Raw genomic sequence first — 22,461 nt, 5'->3', positions numbered from 1 at the left:
ATATCACTTCCCAATTAATAAAGCTGAAATAAAGTTTTTATATTGTCAAATAATTTAGATATTAGCCCTATAACCATACTAAAAACTATGACAACTCCAACTAACGTAGTGATATAAGCAAACTCTTCTTTACCCGCTTTATCTAAAACGGTATGAAGAACCCCTAGTAATATTCCTATACTCGCTATTTTAAATACTAAATCTATATTCATATTTTTCTCTCCTCTATAACAGTATTATTACAATAGTGATTCCAGTAAGTACCCCTAAATTTTTGTACATTCTTTCATTCTTATCTTTTTCTAATTTGGCTTCTTTTTGAAGCAAGGTAATTTGATTAAATATATATTTAAAGTTTTTCTCTTGGTCTTGTCTATCAGAAGACCCTAGCACTCTTCCTAAGGACAAGAAAATTTCTATATCCTCATCTTTCAGATTTAATCTATCTTTCAGTAAATCAACTACACTCAAAAAACTATTAAATATATCTCCCCTTTTATTATTTAATAGGTTTTTTCTAATTTCTTCAAATATAAAAGATACTTTTTTATTACCTTTACTATAAACATTGCTTAAGGCTTCTGGTAATGGAATAGCCCCATAAACAATTTCTGTCTCTAAAATTTTTAAACATTGTTCTAAATATATTAAATTATTAAACCTATTAGAAAATCTACTTCCATAATAAAATCCCATTAGGGTGGTTGAAAGAATAATCAGCAGTCCCCCCATAAGTTTTAATAATCCCATATTATCCCTTCCTTTTAATTAATTATTGATGTAAAGGAATCTCCTTCAATAATATCCCTAATAGTACCTACACCCTTAGAATTATCTAAAAAAACATATCTTTTAAAAATCTTATCATCAATTAACACCTTTAAACTTTTCTTTGAAAGTAAATCCTCTAGTGTATTACCATGGATTGTGGCAATAATCTTCACTCCTGCTTTTAGTGCTTCATGGATTGCTTCCACATCATAAATACTTCCGATTTCGTCCATGGCTATTATTTCTGGGGACATTGCTCTTATTAGCATAGTAGTACCATCCTTCTTATTGCAACCATCTAATACATCTGTCCTTAAACCAATTTTAAATTGTGGCATTCCATTATACATTCCCGCCAATTCTGATCTTTCATCTATTATTCCTACCTTTAACCCTTTTCCTCCTAATATCTTACTGCCATTACTTAGAATTCTTATTAAATCTCTTAATATAGTAGTTTTCCCACATTGTGGAGGCGAGATGATTAATGTGTTATGAATAGTTTGGGAAAAATCTACAATATACTTAATTAATTCATCTGAGACTCCTATTTTTTCTCTTGCAATACGAATATTTAGTGAGGAAATATCTCTAATAGTTTCTATACCATTTATTCCATATAGTACTTTTCCTCCTATGCCTACCCTATGTCCTCCCCTTAATGTAATAAACCCATTCTTTATTTCTTCTTCAAAAGCATAAACTGAATAATTACTTACTAATTGAAACGTTTCTATCAAATCTTTTTTACCTACTAATCTTCCTTCATATTGATTTTTAGTTAACTGGCCATCTTTGGTAACGAAAAAATCATTGTTTTTCAAATATATATTAAGTGGAGACCCATATCTAATCCTTATTTCCTCTACAGATATTTTATATTTGTCAGGAATCTTTTTGAGTATACGGCTTAATTCTAAACTAATATATTCTAGTACATTTTCATATATTCCAATTTCCTTCTTATCCATAACATGTCCCTCCTTTATATATAAATATGAACAAGCTAAAATAATATGCAAAAAAAAAGACTTAAAACCAGAAAGGTTTTAAGTCTTTTTTTTTACTCTTCATCTAATTCTTCATCTAAATCATCATCAAAATCTACATAATCATAATCGTCATCAAATTCATCATATGGATAGTAATCCTCATCATCAATCTCATATATTTCATCTTCAATATCAGTTAAATCTTCATCAATATATTCTACATATTGTTCTAAATCTCTATAATCTTCAATTACATCATCTATTACATCTGCAAAATCTTCTAGGGCATCAATTATATGTAATAATAGCTTGCCCTCCTTTGATTCTTCTTCAATTCTAAGCCCCTCAGCCAATCCTTTCAAATATGATACTTTTTGGTAAAGATATTCCATTTAAATCCCTCCTATAAATTTATATTTTTATTATTCCCTAGGCCCTTGATAAATACTCACCTGTTCTAGTATCTATTTTAATTTTGTCACCAACATTTACAAATAAAGGAACATTTACAACAGCACCTGTTTCAAGAGTTGCAGGCTTTGTTGCTCCAGTAGCTGTATCTCCTTTTACTCCTGGTTCAGTATGAGCGACGACTAACTCGACAAAATTAGGTGCAACTACTTCGAATGGCCTTCCTTCGTAAAAGCGAATAATTGCATTGTCATTCTCTTTTATATATACAATAGCATCCTCCACCTGTTCTTTCTCTAACGGTAATTGTTCATATGTTTCATTATCCATAAAGTAATAAAGAGTTCCATCATTGTATAGATACTGCATTTCTTTAGTTTCAATTCTAGCCTTAGGGTATCTATCATTAGGGTTAAAAGTCAAATCCTTTATAGTTCCCGTCATTACATTTTTTATTTTTGCCCTAACGAAAGCAGCACCTTTCCCTGGTTTAACATGCTGAAAGTCTACTATTTGATATACATCTCCATCCATTTCAAAAGTAATTCCTTTTCTAAAATCTCCTGCAGAAATCATATTATAACCTCCTTAATCATTTTCCTTCATACTATCAAAGGCTTCCAATGCTAGTAAATAACTGTATAGTCCAAAACCAGATATTTGACCCTTGCATACTGGAGCTATTAAAGATTTTTGCCTAAAACCTTCTCTTTTAAATATATTGGACAAATGAACTTCAATTACAGGAATATCCATAACTTCAATAGCATCCCTAATAGAAATACTATAATGAGTATAACCACCAGGATTTATTATAACACCGTTATAATCTCCATTCAAGGTATTATGTAGTTTATCTATAATCTCTCCTTCATGATTAGATTGAAAAAATTCAACCTTCATATTAAGCTCCTTTGATTTTGATTCTATTAAATGATTTATTTCATCTAAATTAAATTTCCCATATATTGATTTGTCCCTTATACCTAATAGATTCATATTTGGACCATGAATAATTAATATTTTCATTAACATCTTCCTTTATTATGCTATTTTATTATATCAATCATTAAAAATAACTACAAGGGTTAAGCTGCTGAAATACATGAATAATTTCATCACCTATTTCATCTATAGTTTTATTATCTACTCTGATTATTTTATTCGCACTTGAAAAATATAGTTCTTCTCTTTCATAATATATTTCCTTAATTCTATGGCTTAAACATGAAGAATTATTAAGCAATGGCCTATTACCTTTATTAGGCGAATAAGATTCCAAGTTAGAAATCAAGGTATCTATGCTAGCTTTTAATAGAAATATTATACCATTTCTTTTTAGTATTTGTATATTATTATTGTCTAAAACCACTCCTCCTCCTGTAGAAATAACTGTTTTCTCTACTATTGACAAACTCTTTATTACCTTTCTTTCTAAATATCTAAAATACTCTTCCCCATATATATTGAAAATTGAGTTAATAGTATTTCCATAGGTTGATGTTATTTTATCATCTGTGTCAATAAATTTCATGTTTAATTTCTTAGCTATATATTCTCCAACAGTAGTTTTGCCTACTCCACTCATTCCTATTAATACTATATTTTTGCTGTTTTTATATCTATTCATGATGAGGGTTATCACCAACTATTTCAATAGCTTTCACAATTTCTCTAACTAAATCTGCATCAAATTGATAGTCTATAGTATCTATTTTACCATATAACTTCCCTTTCTCCGTAACAACGTACTTAGGTTTTAAATTATTTAAAGTAATAGCTGCAATGTCCATTTTGCATTTATCACAGGTGCATATATCTTTTCTATCTTTTAAAAGTCTATTTATGGTATAGATAACCTCATCTTCTATTAAATTGCGTAATTCCATTTTTAGAACCTCCTTTATGCTATAATTAATAACTTTTAATAACTTGAATTTTAGGATCTATGAATTTAGGTAAGTATATACCATATTTTCTTATTATATCAAAATTATAATCAATTTGAATCATTTCTTCTAAAGGTATACCATTATAGTTATTTAATAAAATTATTCCTTCTATATTTACTCTACTAGATGGATCTATATAAATTTCACTATTATCTAATATTAAAATACCATGAAATTCCAAATCACTGTGGATTATTAGATCTCCTTCTATATATAGAACTCCATTCAAAACCATCTTATTAGAATTTTTATCAGATTCAATAGATAAAGTAGGAATAACATAATTATTTTTCAGCAACATAAAAACATCTTCATCCTTAAGAACTTCTTTTTTTACTGGTTCAACCATATTATTTCTGAAAAATTCTATGATAGTCTTCTGACTTGAATCTTTCACAATCCTTATATGTTCGTAGTTAATTGTCTCCACTTCCATAATTCCACTAGGAAGGTTAGGCAATCGAATTTCTTCTTTTAAATATGACATATAATCTTGAAATTCTCTTACTCTATCCTGCAAAATATATTCTGAAGATACTATAGGAATCCTCCATTCAAAAATATCATTTATCATAGTCATCTTGGCAATTACTTTTTGGGTAATGCCAGAATAGGTACTATGGGTTTTCATTTCAATAACCCTTCTATGATTTTCCTCAGCAAAATCTATATTGACTATATTGTTGTTATCATCTTCAAATAAATCTTTGTTATCTATAGTAATCTTTTTATTAAAACTTTTTCCCAACCTTCCATACTTTATATAAGTTTCCATTCTTGGCATTAGCTGTTCATAATAATATTCTTCTTTTTTTAAAACCGTATGTATTTTGCCCTCTGCAAGATAAAAAGCTTGAATGTTTTTATGACTAGAATTAACAATTAAATATTCCATGCTAGATGTGTATATTAAAAATAAGGCTGATATAAATATAATAGTCATAATAAATAGAGCAATAATAGTAATATATCCCTTATCATTGACCACAATTCCACCTCATAATTTAATAAACAATAGGACATCTAATTTTAAGTTTTGATTTTAGTTTCATATCTTTACCTTTTCGATCACCTAAAGTTAAAGATATATCTATTACTTTTGTATCAAAATCCACATTTGTTCCTTCTATGGATATTATATATTCAGCTATTTCATTATGTCCTTTAAAATAGCTACCTATAGGTAATCTACTATCTACCCTATTAACAGCAATTCTATAAATTTTATTATCCTTTAAATAATATGTAGAATAATTATATTTATAGGTTTCACTTGGATAATAATGCATTATTACAAATCCTATATTATCCTTATATAATTCATCTAATGAATCAAATTTATCTATAGACATTATTTTATCTGCAGATCTAATCTCTCTTTTAATATATTCAATTACATATCTTCCATTTAAAATAATTTCATCTTCTATCTCGCCAAGCTTATAACTAGCTACATTAAACTTCAGTATAGATAACAAAGATAATATAATTATAGAATTTATAGCTAAAGATAGTATAAGTTCTATTAATGTAAATCCTTGATACCGTTTCATTGTCATATCTCAACCCTTTTTGGAACTGGTACAAATGCTACAATATCAATATTTTTAATTCTACTATTTATATCCTTCGAAGTTAATAATACGTGTAATTTCCATAACTCATCCCCTATATTTTCCTTATCTATTATACAATAATAATCAGACTTTAGATTTTTACAATCTAAAGGTAATTTGACTGATATATTATCTGAACCATTTAGAATATCAATCAATGTACTTAAACTCATGTCGAATAAATATTTATCATCTTCCCAGCTATAATCGAAAGCTTTAATCTGTTCTATAATGGATTCTGCCATTAATAACATCTCCATTTTTTCTTTAGTCATCCTTATATTATTTACACCAGTATTTAAAATAGGCAAACAAGTTACTGCTATTATGGCTAGTAAGAATATTCCCATTAATGCTTCTATAAGAAGAAAACCTTTTTTATCCATTTTTCACTCCCTTTCAATGAAAATAAATATTTACTTTACCTGTAGCCGGAGTTATGGTAATACTTATTTTTTTACCTTTACTATTTTCTAAAGAAATTGTTCCAGATTCTATAGGAGCACCTGAGTAACTAAAGATTAATTCATTATTTTTTATATTAGTACTTTTCAATTTAACACCACTTGTAAATTCCTTTTTCTTAACAACTTCTGGAAAGGTATCATATTTAAAAATTAGATAGCTATTGCTAGTTGGTCTTATATCCACACTATATAATTTTGATTCCACTAAAGCTCGATTTTTAGCATAATTTATATCTTTTTTAAATTCACTTATATCCTTTTTTTCCCTATAATTAAGTATATTATTTCCTTTAAAGCTTGGAATAAGAAGCAAGATTGATAATAAACTGATTACAATAATAATTTCAACTAAAGTCATCCCCCTAGTTTCTTTAATCATCTTGTTATCCCTAATACCTCCATTCATTCAAAGTGTAAAGCATATAAACCACTTCTGCTCTCGATATATAATTGTTCATATTATTATAAGATTTACTTTTATATTGTTTTTCATATAAGATCTTTGCTGAAATGTTATACCAGTTAAATTTTTCTATATTTGTAACCTTTTCCATTATAGACTCTATCTCTCTATATGTAATTCCTTCATCTAGATTAAAAGAATTATCAATATAACTTTTTTCCGTTGCATAATCTACTAAATTTTTATACGTGATAGGCTCATCATTAGATAATTCCCAGTTATATACTTTGCTCAATATGGTCAAAAATTCTCCTTTTGAAATTTTATTATTAGGCTTAAAAGTATTATCAGAATATCCAGAGACTATTCCTCTTCGTTGATAAGTACTTATTTCTTCTTTTGCCCAATGATTTCTTACATCTAATAATACCTTTACATTTCTATCTACAAAAACGCAATAAATATTGTCTTCTCCCTTAAAAAAGCTTGGCTTTACAAAAGCTTTTATAAAACCATCTTCTACATAAGATGGTATGTATAGCCATTTGTCATTTACTAGTTTGTAAATTCCACCATTATCTTTGCCATAGTATTCAAATTTTAATTCTATTTCTTTTTTATTCTCCGACTCATTAGATTTGTTTATTATATCAATATTATAATAGTTGGAAGCTTTTATTAAACTTTTTTCCTTTGGGTAATAGCTGTCTGGTAATATATCTATCGTTACCATTACAGGGTTATAATAAGTTCCTTTATCTATTTTCAAAGTTAATATATTATCTAAACTTTTAGCCTCTCCACCAGAAATAAATACTTCTTCTACTTTAGATTTCTTTTCTATAGTTTCTTGACTAAGTTCTTGAAATTTAGAACTGTAACCTTGAGCTAATCCATCTAAATATCCACTAAAAAAACCTTCTCGATATTTAATAGACTCTATACTAAGATTATACTCCCTTATTAAATTACTTTGAGTTGAGAAATGATTTCTCCAGTTTTTTTCTAGTTTCAAATAATAGTCAGCAGTAGCTTTCACCTCCCCTTTAAGTATTCCAGCAGCTATACCTCTTTCATATCCTTCTTCATAGAATCTTTTATGCTCATCAATGTTCATAGTTCTAAAACTTTCATTATAGCTTTTCTCATAAGCCCTTCTAAAACCAATTAAAAACCCCTCTCTATACTCGTTTCCATCTTTATTTAATGAATACTCTCTTATAATAGTATTATTTGAAGGTATACGTCTTTCATAATCCCTATTCTTATTTTCAAAATAATCTTTAGTTCCACTTGTTTTCCCTAAAATATTTCCAAAATACTCTCCATGGGAGACACCTTCATCATAGGAAACTTTTATAGCTTCAAAATTGCCTTTCCCATAACCTTCTTGATATCCTTCCTTGAACTTTTCCTTAAAAATATTTAAAAATGAAGATCTGTCTTGGTGGTTTAATCTATCTAGTTTAAACATTTTTATTAATACCTTATTAGAAGGCAATGATTTATTGACAATTGAATTCTTATTTTCATAGTAATCCCTAAATCCATATATTTCTCCTGTTAGAATTCCTAATGCATCCGCATAGTCTGCATAGCTACTATTACTATTAGTTTTTTCAGGAGAATTTTTGCTACTAAAAATTTCATCAAATCCTCTTTCAAATCCTAAATAATATGCTGATAAAAAATATTTTATATATTTAGTATCTTTATTCTCAAGATACTTAATGTATTTTTCAGTTACTTCTTTAACTGATGGTTCTATATCATTATAGTTTATATCAGAATTTTTCGAATAATTAGCAAGCCCCTCAAGAATCCCATCAAAATATCCAAATTTTTCCCCTAACTCTTCTGCTTCCTCAATTTCTTTTTCACTACTATTGGCAAAAGTTGAAGAACTAATATTTAAGATTATTATTGTAATCATAAAAATTAATAAGAATTTTCTATATTTACCCATGCTCTTTCACCTTTCCTTATTTAGGTATCGCTAAAACTTTTCCTTCTCTAATATCTTTATCGGAATTTAATTCATTAAACTTCATGATAATATTTTTCTTATTCGTCGTTCCATAAAATTTCATACTTATCTTATCTAAAGTATCATCTTTTTCAACTATGTAAAATGTAAAAGACTCGTTCATTATACTATTTCCTCCAGGATAATTAGCTTCTATCCTATCAAACAATAAAACCCCCCAATCATTCCTATTATATTCTAACTCTATATAAACCTTATCCAAATCTAGTGGATATAAAGATAAATCCGCAGGTGGAGAAGCCTCTATATAATTCCATCCTAACCAGGATATCCCCTTTGACAATTCAATATCTATTTTCTCTCCTACTTGCCCCTTCATTCTCAATCCTAAAGTAATAGGTGAGTACCCATAAGAATATACCCATAGCCCTATAGTAGTAGGAGGATATTTTATAGTTATATTTCTGTTTGATAGATCCATATAAGCTCTATTTTCATCTTCCAGGGCTAAAATATTATACTCGAACCGAATAGAATATTTATTGGATTTTGAGTATAGTGATTTATATGTACTTCCTTCAACATATTGGTTTGAGGGCAAAAAAGAAAAGCTGCCATTTTCAAAATCCTCTAGTATTTCCCTGTTATATTTTTCTTCAACTAAATTTCCTTCTATACCGTCATCCAATTCCACTCCATCTTCACTAGATTCTGTGGATATATTCTCTTCTTCAGAAGAACTATAATGATCAAAAGGTAAAAAAGGATTAGCTTTTTCACTATTGGAAATAGTCGCTATATGGGATAACTCATTATATTCCTCATCAATTCCATCCATCCCATATATTCTAAGGGATATGTTTCCAGATAAAATTTCTCCTTCATTCTTGTCCATTATTAAATCCCTTATTAACAACTTTTTAGGGCTTAAGGTTATCGCTTTTATTGTATTTACTAACCCTTCATAATTTGCCCTATAAGGTATATACACATCCATAGTGTTTACATTAAGACCGTCAATAAATTCTTCTTTAGGTTTACTGAAACTTATATCCAATACATTTAAATCTTCATTATCCAGTAAATCATTTAATAGATAAATTACTTGAGGTTGATCAATCTTAGAAAAGTATTTATTGCTTAAAATTGTTTTTTCTCTAAATAAATCTTCCCATTCTTTCTCAATTCTATCTTCCCTTCTTAGTATTTCATTCATTTGTGAAACATTTTCCTCATACTTTATTTTTTCATCAGTTAAGGCTTCTAATTTTAGGTATTGAGGCGTTATAATAAACCTAAAGGTAGCCCATAAAAGAACAACTATACCTAAGAGAATAAAAAGCAGTTTTTCATTCTTGGTCATTGTTCTCTTCAATATCTTCTTATTCAATATTTTCATCTTCTCCACTTAAGCTCACTTCCTTTAGGTTAATATTTATAATAAAATTATAATATTGGTCTTCTTTTGTTATTGACGAAATAAATATCTCTTTAAACTCTTCATTAGACTCTAAGCCTTTACCAAGATTTGCTATAGACCATTTGTCTTTAGAAATGCCAACTATCTCAATATTATCTGTATATATACTAATAGATGTAAAAAAAACATCCTCTGGTATTTTTGAGGTAATGCTTTCCAATAAATAGTCATCTATCACACTATTTTCTTTAACGTTTTTATCTATAGATCTAATCTTATCTAGATGCTCCTTATATTTATTACTCTCTTTTTCTTTTTCTTTAATTTCTTCTACTTTTTTATTAATACTATCATCTTCTACTATAGATTTTAGTTTGACTATATCTTTAGAAATCTTCCTTATTTTTATTTGATTTAAAATAGAGTAAAAAATTACAGTAACTATTAATAATATAACGATAGAATAGTAAAACCATTTTCCATCTAAATGAAATTCTTTCTTTTCTATATAAGATTCGAAAAAGTTCAGATCTTTCATAATTTACACCTCAGTCCCTCTAATTAAAGCTCCTATGGAATTTAAATATTCGTAAATTTTTCCATGAAAAATAATATTATCCATAGATTCCACCCTTATAGAAGGTATATTAAAGTAATTGGAATATAGATTGTTTAACCAATTAAAATTTACATTTCCGCCGTATAAAAGTATCATATTAATCTGATTTCCTGACTCCCTAGTCAAAAAATATCTAAATACCATTTCAATCTTTTCATTTAATGTAATGAAAGCATCCTTTATTATATTTAAAATTGTATTATACTCTGGTTTGGATTCATCTAGAAGAACATTATTTTCCAAAAAATTTTTTATCTCTATTAACTCAGATTCATTATATTCAAAAAAATTCAAAATACTCTGATCAATATATTTTCCGCCTATATCTATTACTCTACTGACATATATTATACCATTTTTAATTATTGAAACTTTTGTACTTTCATAGCCAATATCTATAGTAGCAAAAGTTATATCTTTTGTTGGATAATCTTCATTAATAGAATTTGTAAATTTGATCAGCTTCCCAATAGAGTTAGGTTGATAGTCTAACACTAATGGATTTAGGCCTAAACTTTTAAGTAATTGAAGATGGCTTTCCACTATTTCCTTTGGTATTCCAATTAATAATATACTCAATTTTTCTATATCATCTTCATAAATTAAACCTATAGGTTTAAACTGAACAATATAGTCGTCCGGATTCATTGGAATATAGTCTGGTATTTGAAAACTTAGAAGGTTTTCAATCTCTTTTTGTTCTACTTTAGGTATTATTACTTCCCTAACAATTATCTCCGAACTATTAATGGTTAAATATGTATCTTTTGTTTTTATATTATTCTTTTTCAATTCTTCATCTATTACATAGTGGATTAATTCCTTGTCCACTATTTTTCCATCATTATAAGCTCCTTTAGGAGTGAAGATTGAGAAATAGTCATCTATTATAATTCCATTTTTGATCTCCTTGCCTATAATTCCCTTAATTTGATAGGAGCCTATATCTAAAGATAAGACCTTTTTCTTAGGGAGAAAGGATTTTAAATTCAATATGTATCATCTCCTTTTGTATAACTATACTCTATAATAGAACCTTTTGCATCATAGTTACCTTTTATATTAAGTAGTTCCATAGTATATTTGATATTAATTTCTTCGTTATTAGATAGATGTCTTCCTTTTATATTAATAGTAATTAGATTATTAGTTAGTGAAAAATACGATTCTAAGTTCACCAAATCATTGATTATTATATTATCAGTAATTAATTTTTTAGATTTACTATTTGCTTTTTTTATTAAAATATTATTATCCTTAATATAAATATAATTTTTGCTATTATCAAAACCGCCTTCAACCTTTTTGTCATATATATAGATTTCATCTGCATATCTTAATTCATCTTCTACTGCCTTCATAGCCTGGTTTAAATTTGATTGTATTTCATATCTAGTGCCAGTTCTAAGTAAAGTATCGTAATTAAAATAGAAAAAGGTATACATAAAAGAAATTATAATGCCTAAAATAGAAACTGTTATTATTAATTCTACTAAAGTCAATCCTTGATTTTCAAGTAGTTTTTTATACATTTCCATCTTCCTTAATTGGGATATAGGTTGAAATCTGTACGTTTTTCTTTCCCTTGTCATAAAATAGGATAATCTTTATTTTTTCCACATTTGAACTAATACTAGAATTATCAGTTGATTCAATATATATATTTTGTCTCTCAATAAGACAATGGATTTTTTTGTTTTGGTACTTAAAAAAATCATTATCATTATCAAATATTTTATAATTATTATGATATCCCCTTTTATTTAAAATTTCTTCAACAACACCTTTAAAATCTTGATCATTTTTTATTTTTGCATCAGTAATTTTTGAATTTATTTCATCTAAAATACTCTTGACTTCTCTTACTGATTCAACTTTTTTACCAGAGATATTGATATTCAGATTAGTAGTCGTAAAAAGGCTGAAGAAAGAAGCTGTTATAACTGCAAGTATAGCTAAAGTTATTAATACTTCCAATAAGGTTAATCCTTTGTCATTAATTTTTATCACCTTCCTGATTTTTTTGACCAATGGATGGTTGGGTTAGAAAAATCAGGCTCGCCTTGACCTTTATTTATTACGATCAGATCTATTAGCTTTATCTCATTATTTCCATATTTTATTGGCCCTTTTTCAATCCAAGTTGCTCCACCATCAGTAGACACTAATCTTCCACCTTGAGTATTAGAATAGGCGACAATATAATCCCCATATCCAGATACTTTTGAATAATTAAACCAATGGGTTGACGATGATCCTTCGTCTTTAATTATATCTTGTCTATCAAATACATACCAATCTTTTCCATTAGTCGATGTGTAAATAGTTCCTGAATTTCCAATAGCAACAAATATTTTTCCCGTCCATGTGACATCATTTAGCTCATAATTAATTCCAGACATCGTATTTTTTTGTATTCCTTTTTGCCAATCATAACCGTTCTCCGAAAAGATAAATATTGGATATATATTATGTTTTTCATTACCTACAATTATAAACCTACCTCTATTTTCATCTTCCTTTTTTCCGTAGGTTATACCACTATAAACCCCTTCAATGCCATCTCCATTTATAATTTTATTTCTCCATTTTCCATTGTCATCTATCAAATATGTTATTTCGCTATCTTTGCCTTTAGATATACCTACAATAGCATTGTTCCCTTGGGCTAACTTTTCAATTTTGAAACCTACTGTTGGTTTATGGATATCTTTCCATTCTATATAATCATCTAAATAGTTTATTTTGTCGTTATTGTCCCGAATAGCATAGAATTTGTTAACATCTTCTGAATATGTAACATATCTAAATCCATTGCCTCCCGTTTTAATTAGCATCCCTTCATTAGTAGACAATTTATAGATTAAAGTTTCATCTTTATTTTTTCCTTTTCCACTTTCGCCACTAACCAAAACTAAAGTATCATCTTTATCCCAAGCAAAAGATCTGGGATCTGATATTCTTATTTTATTACCTTCACTATCTTTAATATGAATTTTTTTCGGGTTCTCGAAGTTCTCGTTAAACATATATATGATTCCACTCTCATCCACCCCAAGTATTGAAACTTCTCCATATATGGAATCAAATTTTAACTTTGCTTGAATGCTACTCCTACTCTCATATAGCTTGTTTTCATCGACTATCCCCGTTGAGTATACTATAATCTCTTTATTATTATCCTTATATTCTAAGGTTATAATGACTTTACCTTCATTGGGAAACTCTATTTCAAAATCCTCTTCATCGCTACTTTCTATTCCCTCTATTATCTCTTCAATATTCTTTATTATTAACTCAGCCCCTGCTTTGGCTAAATAGTAGGCCTGACTATTATCTCTTGAAAATTCAGCTTGTCTACTAGCAGAATAACTTAATCCATATACGCCAATTGATAGTATAGATAATACGATTAAAATGAATAATAAGAATATTAATATACTTCCCCTTTGATTATTCATAATTTCACCTCAATAAGAAACTAACTAGGTACCAATTAATAATCTTATCCCCCCAAAACAAAGTAATTATAAAGCCTAATATTATAAAGGGTCCGAAGGGGATAGGATCTTTTCTTTCTTTAATTTTGAATACTAATAAGAATATAGAAATTATTCCACCAGTTAAAAAAGATAAGAATATATTTAGAAATATTCTAGGAACACCTAAAATAAAACCTAATGTTCCAATAAGTTTAACATCTCCACCACCCATACCGCCTTTGGATACTATAAGTATAGTTAAAAAAATTAATCCACTTAGGCTTAAACCTATTAAACTATTTACAAGGTTTGAAGGTACGCTATATAATAAAAGATTTAATATTTTATAGACCATAGATACTAATAAAATAAATAAAACCATAGTATTTGGTATTATCTGATAATCTAAATCTATAAAGGAAATAATAATAAATAGGCTAAATAAAAAGGTATAGAATATGAAATCTAAATTAAATCCAAACTTTGAAAAAAGCATAACAAAAATAATTCCATTTAATAATTCTACAGTAGGATACTTAGGGGAGATTCTCTCCCCACAGCATCTACATTTTCCTTTGAGAAATAGAAAGCTAAGTACTGGTATTAAATCATACCATTTTAATGGAGTGCTACAGCTTGGACAATAGGAGCCAGGAAAAACTATACTTTCTTTTTTAGGTATTCTATGTATACAGACGTTTAGAAACGAACCTATTATAGTGCCTAGTAAGAATATTGGTATTTTCATTAGTAGCCTCCTTTATTAATAGTATTTGTTGCTTTTGAAACAATTAGAACCATCCTTGACTTTCTAAGTATTCCTTTTGGTCATTACCAATGCCCAAAAATTAATTTACTCATTATTAGATTCTTTTTCTTCTGGTGTTACTGTAATATTGCCTTCAGTGTCAATTTTAACTTTATACTCACCTTTGATTTCTTCACCATCTTTATCTTCAATTCCCTTTGGCACCTTTGGCCATTCTTGAAGATATGGAGCCCATCCTTGGTTATCAGCTTTTGTGCCTCCAGCTGCAGTCCATTCTACTTCTTCTCCGTCCCAATCATCAGCTATATACATAGTGGCTGCACTCATCAGAGTCCTTACATTTACATTATGGGCTGTTATTGCTGCTCTTCTTCTGGAAGCGCCTAGTTTAGGTACAGCAATAGCAGCTAATATTCCTAGTATAGCTATTACTACTACTAGCTCTACCAGAGTAAATCCTTTATTATTCTTTTTAATCCTTCTCAAAATCCATTGAAACAATCTTATCTCCCCCTTATTCTTTGATTTTATCATTACAAAAAGCTGCATAAATATATAAACAAAGTATAATTTATGCAGCCGAACGATCATAATTACTTAGAGTAATTTTAGACTCTGGCTTTGCGTCTCCATCTTTCGACAGATTTGTCCTTGATATTTTTTAATATTGAATTTCTACCCATTTATGAAATATTCTACAATATTTTAGCATACATTTTCTTTTAAATCTATAGTTTTTATAATTCTTAAATCTCGATAGTATTAACCATATCAAAGATAGGCATTGCCATTGCTATTACTATGAATCCTATTATTAAGGCCATAAATATTATTAATATGGGTTCTAATAATGTAGTCATCTTTTGTAAAGAGGTTTCAACTTCTTCATCATAAAAATCAGCTGTTTTATAAAGTATATCATCTAATGCTCCTGATTCCTCACCTATTTTTATCATAGAATCTACCATAGGTGGAAATAAGCCTATATCCTTTATAGTTCTGGACATTGGAATGCCTTTCCTAATATCCTCCCTTGCTTGGTTCAGCTTATTCGATACTACTTCATTACCAACTACTTTACTAACTACATCTAATCCTTGTAAAAGTGGTATGCCACTAGAAAGCAAAGTAGACAAGGTTCGAGTAAACCTAGAGGTAATAATTTTAATACTCATCTTTTTTACTCCTGGTATTTTGATCTTTAAATTATCAACCAAAACTCTTCCACTTTCTGTTTCTCTAAAGGAAATAATTCCAGTTACAATAAGAATTACAACTACTAAAAATAAATACCAATATTCCTTTAACAAATTACTAATAGTTAGAATAACTCTTGTAGGACCTGGGAGTAGAGAACCACTTGATTCAAACATACCAATAAAGGTAGGCATAACTACAGTTAATAAAAAAACAACTACCGCTATAGCTACTATACTTAAGACAATTGGATATACTAAAGCATTTTTTACTTTATTCTCTATATTATTTTCCTTTTCGTAGTGAATAGCCATTCTTTCCATTAGTACATCTAAATTACCACTAACTTCTCCTGCTTCTACCATATTTATTAATAAAGCAGGAAATATGTTTTCATGTTTTGCCATAGCTTCAGATAAGGTCATACCTTTTTGTACATCTTCATAAACTACATATACAGACTTTTTCAACCTTTTATTTTCAATTTGTTTTTCTAAAATATCTAAACAATTTATAATACTAATTCCTGCATTTATCATGGTGTAAAATTGTCTACAAAATACGGCTATATCTTTCTTAGTAATTTTCTTTGTAAATATTTCTTTTTTAAAACCTGTGCCCTTATCCTCTTCAATGGACATAGGATAATAATTATTGGTTTTTAACATTATCAGTACATCAGATTCCGAGGAAGCCTCGTGATATCCTTCTTGAATTTGACCAGATTCTGATACTGCTCTATATTTATATATCGCCATTCAATCACCACCTAAAAGATGTATCTACGTATCGTCTCTAAATTAACGGCTTGATTTAATACAGTGTCTTTTGAAATTATACCTTTGTTATACAATTCAAGTAAAGAGCTATCCATTGTTTGCATACCATGTTTTCCTCCAGTTTGTATTGAAGTATCTATTTGATGTATTTTTTCCTCTCTAATTAAATTTCTAATAGCTGGATTGGCCACCATTATTTCAAAAGCTGCTACTCTACCTTTTCCGTTACTCTTAGGCAATAGATGTTGAGATATTATGGCCTGAATTACGGAAGAAAGTTGCACTCTAATTTGTTGCTGTTGATGAGGTGGAAAAACGTCTATTATTCTATCTATAGTTTTAGCAGCTCCTATAGTATGCAATGTTGATAAAACTAAATGGCCCGTTTCAGCTGCTGTTAGAGCTATACTAATGGTATCCAAATCTCGCATTTCTCCTACTAATATTACATCAGGATCCTGCCTTAAAGCTGATCTTAACCCACTTGCAAAACTAAAGGTGTCTAACCCAATTTCTCTTTGATTTACAATACTCCTATTATGTTTATGTAAATATTCAATAGGATCTTCCAAAGTAAGTATATGACAATTTTTCTCTTCATTTATTAAATTGACTATAGAGGCTAAAGTTGTTGATTTACCACTCCCTGTTGGTCCTGTAACTAATATTAATCCTCTAGGAAGTCTTGCAAGTTTTTTTACTACAGGAGGAATTCCTAATTCTTCAATAGTAGGAACTTTTAAAGGAATTACTCTAATTGACATACCATAACTACCTCTTTGTTTATATGCATTGATCCGAAAACGTCCAATCCCATGACTTGAATAAGAACTATCAATTTCACCTTTATCTTCCAACTCTTCCAGTTGTTTTTCATTTAAGACTTGTTCTACTAGCATCTTTGTATCATCAGGATTTAATTTGCTTCTACCATGATAAACTAAAGACCCATCAATTCTTAAAACTGGTGGTATTCCTACTGTAATATGTATATCTGAAGCCCTATTTTCTACCCCATATTTAACTAAGTCAATTAAATCCATTGTACTCCTCCTAACCTAATGTGAAGCCTGCTTTCAAACTTTCTTCTAACGTAGATATACCTTCTAATGCTAATTCTAAGGAGTTGTTTAACAAAGTTGTCATTCCAGACTTTTTAGCGCAAATACGTAATTCATCAATATTAGCTTCTTTATTGATTAGTTTCCTCATTTCCTCATTTATAACCATAATTTCATGGACTGCTCTTCTTCCTATGAATCCATTATTACATTTATTACATCCTTTTGGCTTATATAAAGTAATAGAATAATTACCATTTACTCCTAATAAGTATTTTTCAGATATATTAGCTTCATAAGGAACTTTGCAAAATGGACATAATTCCTTTACAAGTCTTTGAGAAACTACCCCTATCACTGCAGAAGATACTAAATATGGCTCTACCCCCATATCCAATAATCTAACTATAGACGAGGGACTATCATTAGTATGCAAAGTAGATAAAACTAGATGACCAGTTATAGCAGCTCTGACTGATATTTGGGCAGTTTCAGAATCTCTAATTTCTCCTACCATAATAATATCAGGATCCTGTCTTAAAATTGATCTTAAACCATTAGCAAAGGATAAACCAGCCCTAGGATTAATTTGAACTTGATTAATACCAGCTAGTTTATACTCCACTGGATCTTCTATAGTAATTATGTTTTTTTCTACTTTATTTAATTCTTTCAGAATAGCATATAAGGTTGTAGTCTTACCACTTCCAGTTGCACGTGGAATAATACTGGTATAGTTCTATATGAAAAATTAAATACTGTTAGTAAGTTTTTGGATTATCCCGAAGATACCTTGGGAGATAAAATAAGAAAGATAAGAAATATGAGAGGATATACAGCTAAAGAATTAAGTAAGCTCTGTGGAATTAGTGAAAATAGTATATATTGTTATGAATCCGATACTGCCATACCTGGAAAATCAACATTGAAAAAGATTGCAAATGCTTTAGATATTAGTCTTGAATACTTAAAGGATTAAAAACAGGACCTATTATAGGTCCTTAATTATTCCATATATTCGCCTAAAGCATTATATAGATCAACTAGTCCATAACCATAAAGCTTGTCCGCTCTCTCAATTACATTTTTCTTTTCTTCCTCATTTAATTTTCCGAAATCTTTTGTAAAATCTACCAATTTCTTAGCTATAAATAATAATTTTGTATCTCTGTCCATAAAATCACCCCTTTTTTTATTTTATTATATCACATTTTTTCATATATGTAGTTATTAGCCCTCTACACTCATTTTTAGGCGTTTTAATGTATTATTATATCAATTATATTAGCACTACCATTAAAGTTTGTCTTATGCCAAATATGGAGGTCACTTTTTAGGAGGGTTGCACGTTTTTATTAAAAAAAAGTAGGTGCTTATTAGTAATCATTGATAAAATTTCTCCTTTAGGGTAAAATTATGGTAGAGGTAAGATTTACTTTCCTACCTCTGATATAACTGATATCCAGCTGTGGCTTTGTATTTGGCTCTGTAATCGATTTTAATGTATTAACATACTAGAGACTATTAATATGTCTTTTGTCTTTCGTTGCAAGCCAAAATAAAAGGTCAATTTTACCCTAAAGCAAAAAACCCCAGAAGTTAATCTAGGATTGTATGTTTTAATCATCTTTTATAACATCATCAAAGCTTATTTGTTTTGGCTTTTCATACTTTATATATTCATTAACCTTTGTAATGGCATAATTAGCACGCACTCTGTTATTCGAATCCTTTGTTTGACGAATCTCCAAATCAACCTTTAAAACATCCTCTGAATACAATCTAATGTCCCCAGATTGAAGTGATTTAAGAAAATCCTCATCTTCAATAGTTACAGGCCAAATAACATTTTCTCCAATGACAAAAGAATATGACTTTTCTGTGCCTGAATAAGACCCACGTTTTGGCTTGACAAACACTCCATTCATTGTGGTTACATTATCCTCCACATCTTCAAATAATTCAGAAGCAGCATATTCTTCAAAAGCTTCTTTATCAGCATACGTGAACTTCTGCTCGTGAGTGTCCTCTTTATTTATTTTAAAGGATACGGCTGTTGTGTTGGGGAATTTTTCTAATGGTGCTATAGTGCAATTATAATAATTGTTTTGAATTAAAGGAGACTGTACAAGCTTGTGTTCTTCCATAGAAACTTCTATTTTTTCACCTTTTTCGTTGTAGTAAGTAACTGTATTATTTTTATTGATTTTAAAATTGGAAACTAGTCCCTTCGTAAACCTTATTATTCCCGCTACTCCTTTTATACCATCTTTTATATTTAAACCTAATAGGGAAAGTATCAAAATTAATTCTTGCCCTTGTTTGCTTTGAAGATAATTTATTAAGTTTTGCATAGGAGTGTTTTGAAGAATAAATTCAGTTATCCACGAGCCTTCTTTAAAAGGCTTTACCTTAATATCAATTTTTTGTTCAAATCCTAAAACATTATTCGCATTCCGAACTAATTCTCCAAATTGCATTAAAATAGGAGCGATTTCAAAAACATCTATCCCATCTTCAGCATCTACATTTTCTAATTTGTATATTAAATCAACTCTTGAAGCCATAGACTCACCCCCTTGTTTTACTATGTTCCCTAAAAGTTGCAAAAATTGACGAATATAACTATATCTTTTTCATTCATTATAACATACAAGCTTCAAACTTTAAGTGGATAACCCTATTTTCTTATCCACAGATTTTTGTGGATAACTCTACTGGCATTTCTCCAAAAAACAAAAAAAAGACCAGGCCTGAACCTGGTCCTCGTAAATTATTATACTTTTTTCAAAAACACCCCATGAGATAGTTTCCTACTAGAATGGATCCCTTTTCCTCCTACATAATTCATCTGAGTAGATCCACCACCATCAAGAAATATTGCCTTGTCTAATTCTAGTTTTAATACTCTATTTCTAAATTCAGCCATGCTACAATGTGTTGATGTTACAATTAGATATATTCTATTCCCTTTGTAGCCAATTCCTGTATGATGTGTGAACCTATATATATCACTTGCAAATTTTTCTTCATCTATAATATTAGGAATTAAACTCCCTCCACCTATGCACCATTTAAATGGCTTGGTAATCTCTTTTATGTGGTTAATCCTTTTTATTTCTAATGTACCATCTTCGTAGTATATGATTGTCCCTCTCTTATGGTCATTAGGGCTATTTGTATGAGAGTTAGGCCCTATAGCTTTATTGCCATTACCAGCTAGCCCCCATACACTCCTAGGCAGATGTGCTTCCCTTGTATTTTGCCATGTTCCGTTTATTCCATATATACCGAATTCTCGAAGGGTTTTCCCTGGTAGTAATGATACATATACATTGTCTGGGTTAGTTTCGATTACTTTTAAACCATACTTTTCATAGTATTGTGACAAAGGTTTAGTGGTCTTTTCTGATTCTTTTTTCATTTCTACATCACTCTCGCTTATAAATCCATTAAATCCTTTGCTTTTTAATTCCTGTAATAGCTTTTCTGCGTTATCCTTTACAGAAAAAGCACCTACCTGTACCTTATATATCTTATCTATACTAATAGCAGGATTATCCTCTTTAACTTCTCCAAAGGCCTTAGCTATAGCCCGGGCATATTTCTCGGGTGTCAGCTTTTCCATATCACTTTTTGAATCTATAAAAGCACCCTCGATTATCATAGCAGGAGCCTTGCACAAAGAGACACTCCAATAAGTTGGCTTATATTTTATCCCTCTATTCTTTATTTCAACTTTTTTGGATATAGTATCTGCTATTTTTTCTGCATAAGGATTAGCTTTACTGTTTGGACCATAAGTCCATATTTCTACACCTGTTCCTCCACCTGCATTAACGTGTATATCCAAAAATAAGTCTGCCCCAAAGGAATCTACTCTTTCACATCTTAACTCGTGATGTGATTTTGAGTTCGAGAATTTCTCGTTATAAGGAGTTACATCTACAACTGTATGCCCTTGCTTTTCTAGCATAGGTTTTAATATTGCTACTGTTTCTTTGTTTATTTCAGCTTCTATATATGGGTTTCTAGTAGCTCCAGGGTCAAATATTCCATTTACATATACGTTATGACCTGCCGATATGGCTATTTTCATTTAATCACTTCCCCTTTATCGCTTGTATCCTTTAATTGCACCAATATTTCTCTCACAAATTTAGGAATAGGTACACCTGCTTTTCCTAAATTCTCTACAATAGATATACCTTCATTTCCTATATAAAACCATATTGCCATATTCCTAAGTACTCCACTTCCTAATACTTGGTCTAGTGCGTAAGCCACACCGACTGGGACAAACAGTATAACTTTTCTAAAGATGCCTTTAAACCCTACGTTTGAATTTACTTCTCCATTTATTCCTGCTGCTGTAATTCCTAATATATAATCTGTTATAACTAATAATACTAATGTCTTTAATAGCATGTCCCAGCCCCCTAAGATAGTAGTTATTACACCTCCTGCTGCTAATAGGATTCTTTTAATCCAAATTGCAAAATTATTATCCATTATTACACCTCCGTAAATTTTAA

General features: G+C 29.3%; 29 protein-coding genes and 1 riboswitch. Of the genes, 1 reads left to right on the top strand and 28 read right to left on the bottom strand.

The features are described from left to right. Positions 1–14 precede the first annotated feature (14 nt). The 24 genes from spoIIIAC to C3E89_RS12940 all read right to left on the bottom strand — a co-directional run bounded on the left by spoIIIAC (position 15) and on the right by C3E89_RS12940 (position 18,650). The gene (gene spoIIIAC, locus C3E89_RS13055; protein WP_236913376.1) at positions 15–212 is read right to left on the bottom strand and encodes a stage III sporulation protein AC; all 198 of its coding nucleotides are present in this window, start codon (positions 210–212) and stop codon (positions 15–17) included. Positions 213–225: 13 nt separating this feature from the next. Continuing rightward, the gene (spoIIIAB, locus tag C3E89_RS13050) at positions 226–750 is read right to left on the bottom strand and encodes a stage III sporulation protein SpoIIIAB (RefSeq protein ID WP_236913375.1); all 525 of its coding nucleotides are present in this window, start codon (positions 748–750) and stop codon (positions 226–228) included. 14 nt (positions 751–764) lie between these two features. Then, complete coding sequence (gene spoIIIAA, locus C3E89_RS13045) at positions 765–1,742, bottom strand: stage III sporulation protein AA (protein WP_236913374.1); 978 nt, start codon at positions 1,740–1,742, stop codon at positions 765–767. A gap of 92 nt (positions 1,743–1,834) precedes the next feature. Then, the gene (locus C3E89_RS13040; protein ID WP_236913373.1) at positions 1,835–2,155 is read right to left on the bottom strand and encodes a CD1247 N-terminal domain-containing protein; all 321 of its coding nucleotides are present in this window, start codon (positions 2,153–2,155) and stop codon (positions 1,835–1,837) included. Between the two features lie 37 nt (positions 2,156–2,192). After that, positions 2,193–2,750: an elongation factor P gene (gene efp, locus C3E89_RS13035; protein ID WP_236913372.1), complete on the bottom strand. Its 558-nt coding sequence runs from the start codon at positions 2,748–2,750 to the stop codon at positions 2,193–2,195. A 12-nt stretch (positions 2,751–2,762) separates the two neighbouring features. After that, entirely contained in the window at positions 2,763–3,203 is a 441-nt protein-coding gene (gene aroQ / locus C3E89_RS13030; RefSeq protein WP_236913371.1) for a type II 3-dehydroquinate dehydratase, read from the bottom strand. Between the two features lie 40 nt (positions 3,204–3,243). After that, a complete protein-coding gene (locus C3E89_RS13025; RefSeq protein ID WP_236913370.1) occupies positions 3,244–3,804 on the bottom strand; it encodes a shikimate kinase in 561 nt (186 codons plus the stop codon). Next, positions 3,797–4,063, bottom strand: coding sequence for a late competence development ComFB family protein (locus tag C3E89_RS13020; protein ID WP_236913369.1), 267 nt, complete (start codon positions 4,061–4,063; stop codon positions 3,797–3,799). The genes C3E89_RS13025 and C3E89_RS13020 overlap by 8 nt, the downstream gene beginning before the upstream one ends. 25 nt (positions 4,064–4,088) lie before the next feature. Then, positions 4,089–5,114 (bottom strand): hypothetical protein, encoded by a 1,026-nt coding sequence (locus C3E89_RS13015; RefSeq protein ID WP_236913368.1) that lies wholly within the window; start codon positions 5,112–5,114, stop codon positions 4,089–4,091. 16 nt (positions 5,115–5,130) lie between these two features. Next, a complete protein-coding gene (locus C3E89_RS13010; RefSeq protein WP_236913367.1) occupies positions 5,131–5,679 on the bottom strand; it encodes a PilW family protein in 549 nt (182 codons plus the stop codon). 2 nt (positions 5,680–5,681) lie between these two features. Next, the gene (locus C3E89_RS13005) at positions 5,682–6,128 is read right to left on the bottom strand and encodes a type IV pilus modification PilV family protein (RefSeq protein WP_236913366.1); all 447 of its coding nucleotides are present in this window, start codon (positions 6,126–6,128) and stop codon (positions 5,682–5,684) included. 13 nt (positions 6,129–6,141) lie between these two features. Then, positions 6,142–6,588, bottom strand: coding sequence for a prepilin-type N-terminal cleavage/methylation domain-containing protein (locus tag C3E89_RS13000; RefSeq protein ID WP_236913365.1), 447 nt, complete (start codon positions 6,586–6,588; stop codon positions 6,142–6,144). 10 nt (positions 6,589–6,598) lie between these two features. Next, positions 6,599–8,578 (bottom strand): S-layer homology domain-containing protein, encoded by a 1,980-nt coding sequence (locus tag C3E89_RS12995; protein WP_236913364.1) that lies wholly within the window; start codon positions 8,576–8,578, stop codon positions 6,599–6,601. Positions 8,579–8,594: 16 nt separating this feature from the next. Beyond that, the gene (locus C3E89_RS12990; RefSeq protein ID WP_442870601.1) at positions 8,595–10,007 is read right to left on the bottom strand and encodes a LysM peptidoglycan-binding domain-containing protein; all 1,413 of its coding nucleotides are present in this window, start codon (positions 10,005–10,007) and stop codon (positions 8,595–8,597) included. Then, positions 9,982–10,557: a PilN domain-containing protein gene (locus C3E89_RS12985; RefSeq protein WP_236913363.1), complete on the bottom strand. Its 576-nt coding sequence runs from the start codon at positions 10,555–10,557 to the stop codon at positions 9,982–9,984. The genes C3E89_RS12990 and C3E89_RS12985 overlap by 26 nt, the downstream gene beginning before the upstream one ends. Positions 10,558–10,560: 3 nt before the next feature. Then, the gene (pilM, locus tag C3E89_RS12980) at positions 10,561–11,631 is read right to left on the bottom strand and encodes a pilus assembly protein PilM (RefSeq protein WP_236913362.1); all 1,071 of its coding nucleotides are present in this window, start codon (positions 11,629–11,631) and stop codon (positions 10,561–10,563) included. Then, the gene (locus C3E89_RS12975; protein ID WP_236913361.1) at positions 11,628–12,170 is read right to left on the bottom strand and encodes a PilW family protein; all 543 of its coding nucleotides are present in this window, start codon (positions 12,168–12,170) and stop codon (positions 11,628–11,630) included. The genes pilM and C3E89_RS12975 overlap by 4 nt, the downstream gene beginning before the upstream one ends. Continuing rightward, positions 12,163–12,648 (bottom strand): type IV pilus modification PilV family protein, encoded by a 486-nt coding sequence (locus C3E89_RS12970; RefSeq protein ID WP_336512948.1) that lies wholly within the window; start codon positions 12,646–12,648, stop codon positions 12,163–12,165. The genes C3E89_RS12975 and C3E89_RS12970 overlap by 8 nt, the downstream gene beginning before the upstream one ends. Beyond that, the gene (locus C3E89_RS12965; RefSeq protein WP_236913359.1) at positions 12,645–14,099 is read right to left on the bottom strand and encodes a hypothetical protein; all 1,455 of its coding nucleotides are present in this window, start codon (positions 14,097–14,099) and stop codon (positions 12,645–12,647) included. The genes C3E89_RS12970 and C3E89_RS12965 overlap by 4 nt, the downstream gene beginning before the upstream one ends. 4 nt (positions 14,100–14,103) lie before the next feature. Next, a complete protein-coding gene (locus C3E89_RS12960) occupies positions 14,104–14,868 on the bottom strand; it encodes a prepilin peptidase (RefSeq protein WP_236913358.1) in 765 nt (254 codons plus the stop codon). A gap of 105 nt (positions 14,869–14,973) precedes the next feature. Beyond that, on the bottom strand, positions 14,974–15,390 hold the full coding sequence (locus C3E89_RS13385) for a type II secretion system protein (RefSeq protein ID WP_272876626.1): 417 nt from the start codon (positions 15,388–15,390) through the stop codon (positions 14,974–14,976). Positions 15,391–15,460: 70 nt separating this feature from the next. After that, positions 15,461–15,549: riboswitch (cyclic di-GMP riboswitch) on the bottom strand. 86 nt (positions 15,550–15,635) lie between these two features. Beyond that, complete coding sequence (locus C3E89_RS12950; protein WP_236913357.1) at positions 15,636–16,844, bottom strand: type II secretion system F family protein; 1,209 nt, start codon at positions 16,842–16,844, stop codon at positions 15,636–15,638. An 11-nt stretch (positions 16,845–16,855) separates the two neighbouring features. Continuing rightward, positions 16,856–17,908 carry a type IV pilus twitching motility protein PilT gene (locus tag C3E89_RS12945; protein WP_236913356.1) on the bottom strand — a complete coding sequence of 351 codons (1,053 nt, stop codon included), beginning with the start codon at positions 17,906–17,908 and terminating at the stop codon, positions 16,856–16,858. Between the two features lie 10 nt (positions 17,909–17,918). Continuing rightward, the gene (locus tag C3E89_RS12940; protein WP_336512977.1) at positions 17,919–18,650 is read right to left on the bottom strand and encodes a GspE/PulE family protein; all 732 of its coding nucleotides are present in this window, start codon (positions 18,648–18,650) and stop codon (positions 17,919–17,921) included. 48 nt (positions 18,651–18,698) lie between these two features. Between C3E89_RS12940 and C3E89_RS12935 the strand changes: the two genes are divergently transcribed. After that, a complete protein-coding gene (locus C3E89_RS12935) occupies positions 18,699–18,905 on the top strand; it encodes a helix-turn-helix domain-containing protein (RefSeq protein WP_236913355.1) in 207 nt (68 codons plus the stop codon). A gap of 26 nt (positions 18,906–18,931) precedes the next feature. On the opposite strand, the gene C3E89_RS12930 is transcribed toward C3E89_RS12935, so the two are convergent. The 4 genes from C3E89_RS12930 to C3E89_RS12915 form a co-directional block, all read right to left on the bottom strand. Further along, positions 18,932–19,102, bottom strand: coding sequence for a hypothetical protein (locus C3E89_RS12930; protein ID WP_236913354.1), 171 nt, complete (start codon positions 19,100–19,102; stop codon positions 18,932–18,934). A gap of 443 nt (positions 19,103–19,545) precedes the next feature. Continuing rightward, a complete protein-coding gene (locus C3E89_RS12925) occupies positions 19,546–20,493 on the bottom strand; it encodes a hypothetical protein (protein ID WP_236913353.1) in 948 nt (315 codons plus the stop codon). 209 nt (positions 20,494–20,702) lie between these two features. After that, complete coding sequence (locus tag C3E89_RS12920; RefSeq protein WP_236913352.1) at positions 20,703–22,025, bottom strand: N-acetylmuramoyl-L-alanine amidase; 1,323 nt, start codon at positions 22,023–22,025, stop codon at positions 20,703–20,705. Beyond that, entirely contained in the window at positions 22,022–22,438 is a 417-nt protein-coding gene (locus tag C3E89_RS12915) for a phage holin family protein (protein ID WP_236913351.1), read from the bottom strand. The genes C3E89_RS12920 and C3E89_RS12915 overlap by 4 nt, the downstream gene beginning before the upstream one ends. Positions 22,439–22,461 lie beyond the last annotated feature (23 nt).

The organism is Clostridium sp. Cult1 (assembly GCF_021655095.1).
GTDB lineage: Bacteria > Bacillota > Clostridia > Tissierellales > Tepidimicrobiaceae > Schnuerera.
The sequence above is the reverse complement of the archived record's forward strand: the minus strand, read 5'-3'. Positions and strand labels throughout refer to the sequence as shown.

Bases quoted from the DNA above. Each gene is read 5' to 3' on its own strand.
- C3E89_RS13040 (WP_236913373.1), bottom strand. From the start codon at position 2,155: ATGGAATATCTTTACCAAAAAGTATCATATTTGAAAGGATTGGCTGAG.
- spoIIIAA (WP_236913374.1), bottom strand. From the start codon at position 1,742: ATGGATAAGAAGGAAATTGGAATATATGAAAATGTACTAGAATATATT.
- C3E89_RS12960 (WP_236913358.1), bottom strand. From the start codon at position 14,868: ATGAAAATACCAATATTCTTACTAGGCACTATAATAGGTTCGTTTCTA.
- aroQ (WP_236913371.1), bottom strand. From the start codon at position 3,203: ATGAAAATATTAATTATTCATGGTCCAAATATGAATCTATTAGGTATA.
- C3E89_RS12930 (WP_236913354.1), bottom strand. From the start codon at position 19,102: ATGGACAGAGATACAAAATTATTATTTATAGCTAAGAAATTGGTAGAT.
- C3E89_RS13025 (WP_236913370.1), bottom strand. From the start codon at position 3,804: ATGAATAGATATAAAAACAGCAAAAATATAGTATTAATAGGAATGAGT.
- spoIIIAC (WP_236913376.1), bottom strand. From the start codon at position 212: ATGAATATAGATTTAGTATTTAAAATAGCGAGTATAGGAATATTACTA.
- C3E89_RS12965 (WP_236913359.1), bottom strand. From the start codon at position 14,099: ATGAATAATCAAAGGGGAAGTATATTAATATTCTTATTATTCATTTTA.
- C3E89_RS12975 (WP_236913361.1), bottom strand. From the start codon at position 12,170: ATGTATAAAAAACTACTTGAAAATCAAGGATTGACTTTAGTAGAATTA.
- C3E89_RS12995 (WP_236913364.1), bottom strand. From the start codon at position 8,578: ATGGGTAAATATAGAAAATTCTTATTAATTTTTATGATTACAATAATA.
- C3E89_RS12945 (WP_236913356.1), bottom strand. From the start codon at position 17,908: ATGGATTTAATTGACTTAGTTAAATATGGGGTAGAAAATAGGGCTTCA.
- C3E89_RS13000 (WP_236913365.1), bottom strand. From the start codon at position 6,588: ATGATTAAAGAAACTAGGGGGATGACTTTAGTTGAAATTATTATTGTA.
- C3E89_RS12915 (WP_236913351.1), bottom strand. From the start codon at position 22,438: ATGGATAATAATTTTGCAATTTGGATTAAAAGAATCCTATTAGCAGCA.
- C3E89_RS12925 (WP_236913353.1), bottom strand. From the start codon at position 20,493: ATGGCTTCAAGAGTTGATTTAATATACAAATTAGAAAATGTAGATGCT.
- C3E89_RS13020 (WP_236913369.1), bottom strand. From the start codon at position 4,063: ATGGAATTACGCAATTTAATAGAAGATGAGGTTATCTATACCATAAAT.
- C3E89_RS13005 (WP_236913366.1), bottom strand. From the start codon at position 6,128: ATGGATAAAAAAGGTTTTCTTCTTATAGAAGCATTAATGGGAATATTC.
- C3E89_RS12985 (WP_236913363.1), bottom strand. From the start codon at position 10,557: ATGAAAGATCTGAACTTTTTCGAATCTTATATAGAAAAGAAAGAATTT.
- spoIIIAB (WP_236913375.1), bottom strand. From the start codon at position 750: ATGGGATTATTAAAACTTATGGGGGGACTGCTGATTATTCTTTCAACC.
- C3E89_RS13010 (WP_236913367.1), bottom strand. From the start codon at position 5,679: ATGAAACGGTATCAAGGATTTACATTAATAGAACTTATACTATCTTTA.
- C3E89_RS12920 (WP_236913352.1), bottom strand. From the start codon at position 22,025: ATGAAAATAGCCATATCGGCAGGTCATAACGTATATGTAAATGGAATA.
- efp (WP_236913372.1), bottom strand. From the start codon at position 2,750: ATGATTTCTGCAGGAGATTTTAGAAAAGGAATTACTTTTGAAATGGAT.
- C3E89_RS12950 (WP_236913357.1), bottom strand. From the start codon at position 16,844: ATGGCGATATATAAATATAGAGCAGTATCAGAATCTGGTCAAATTCAA.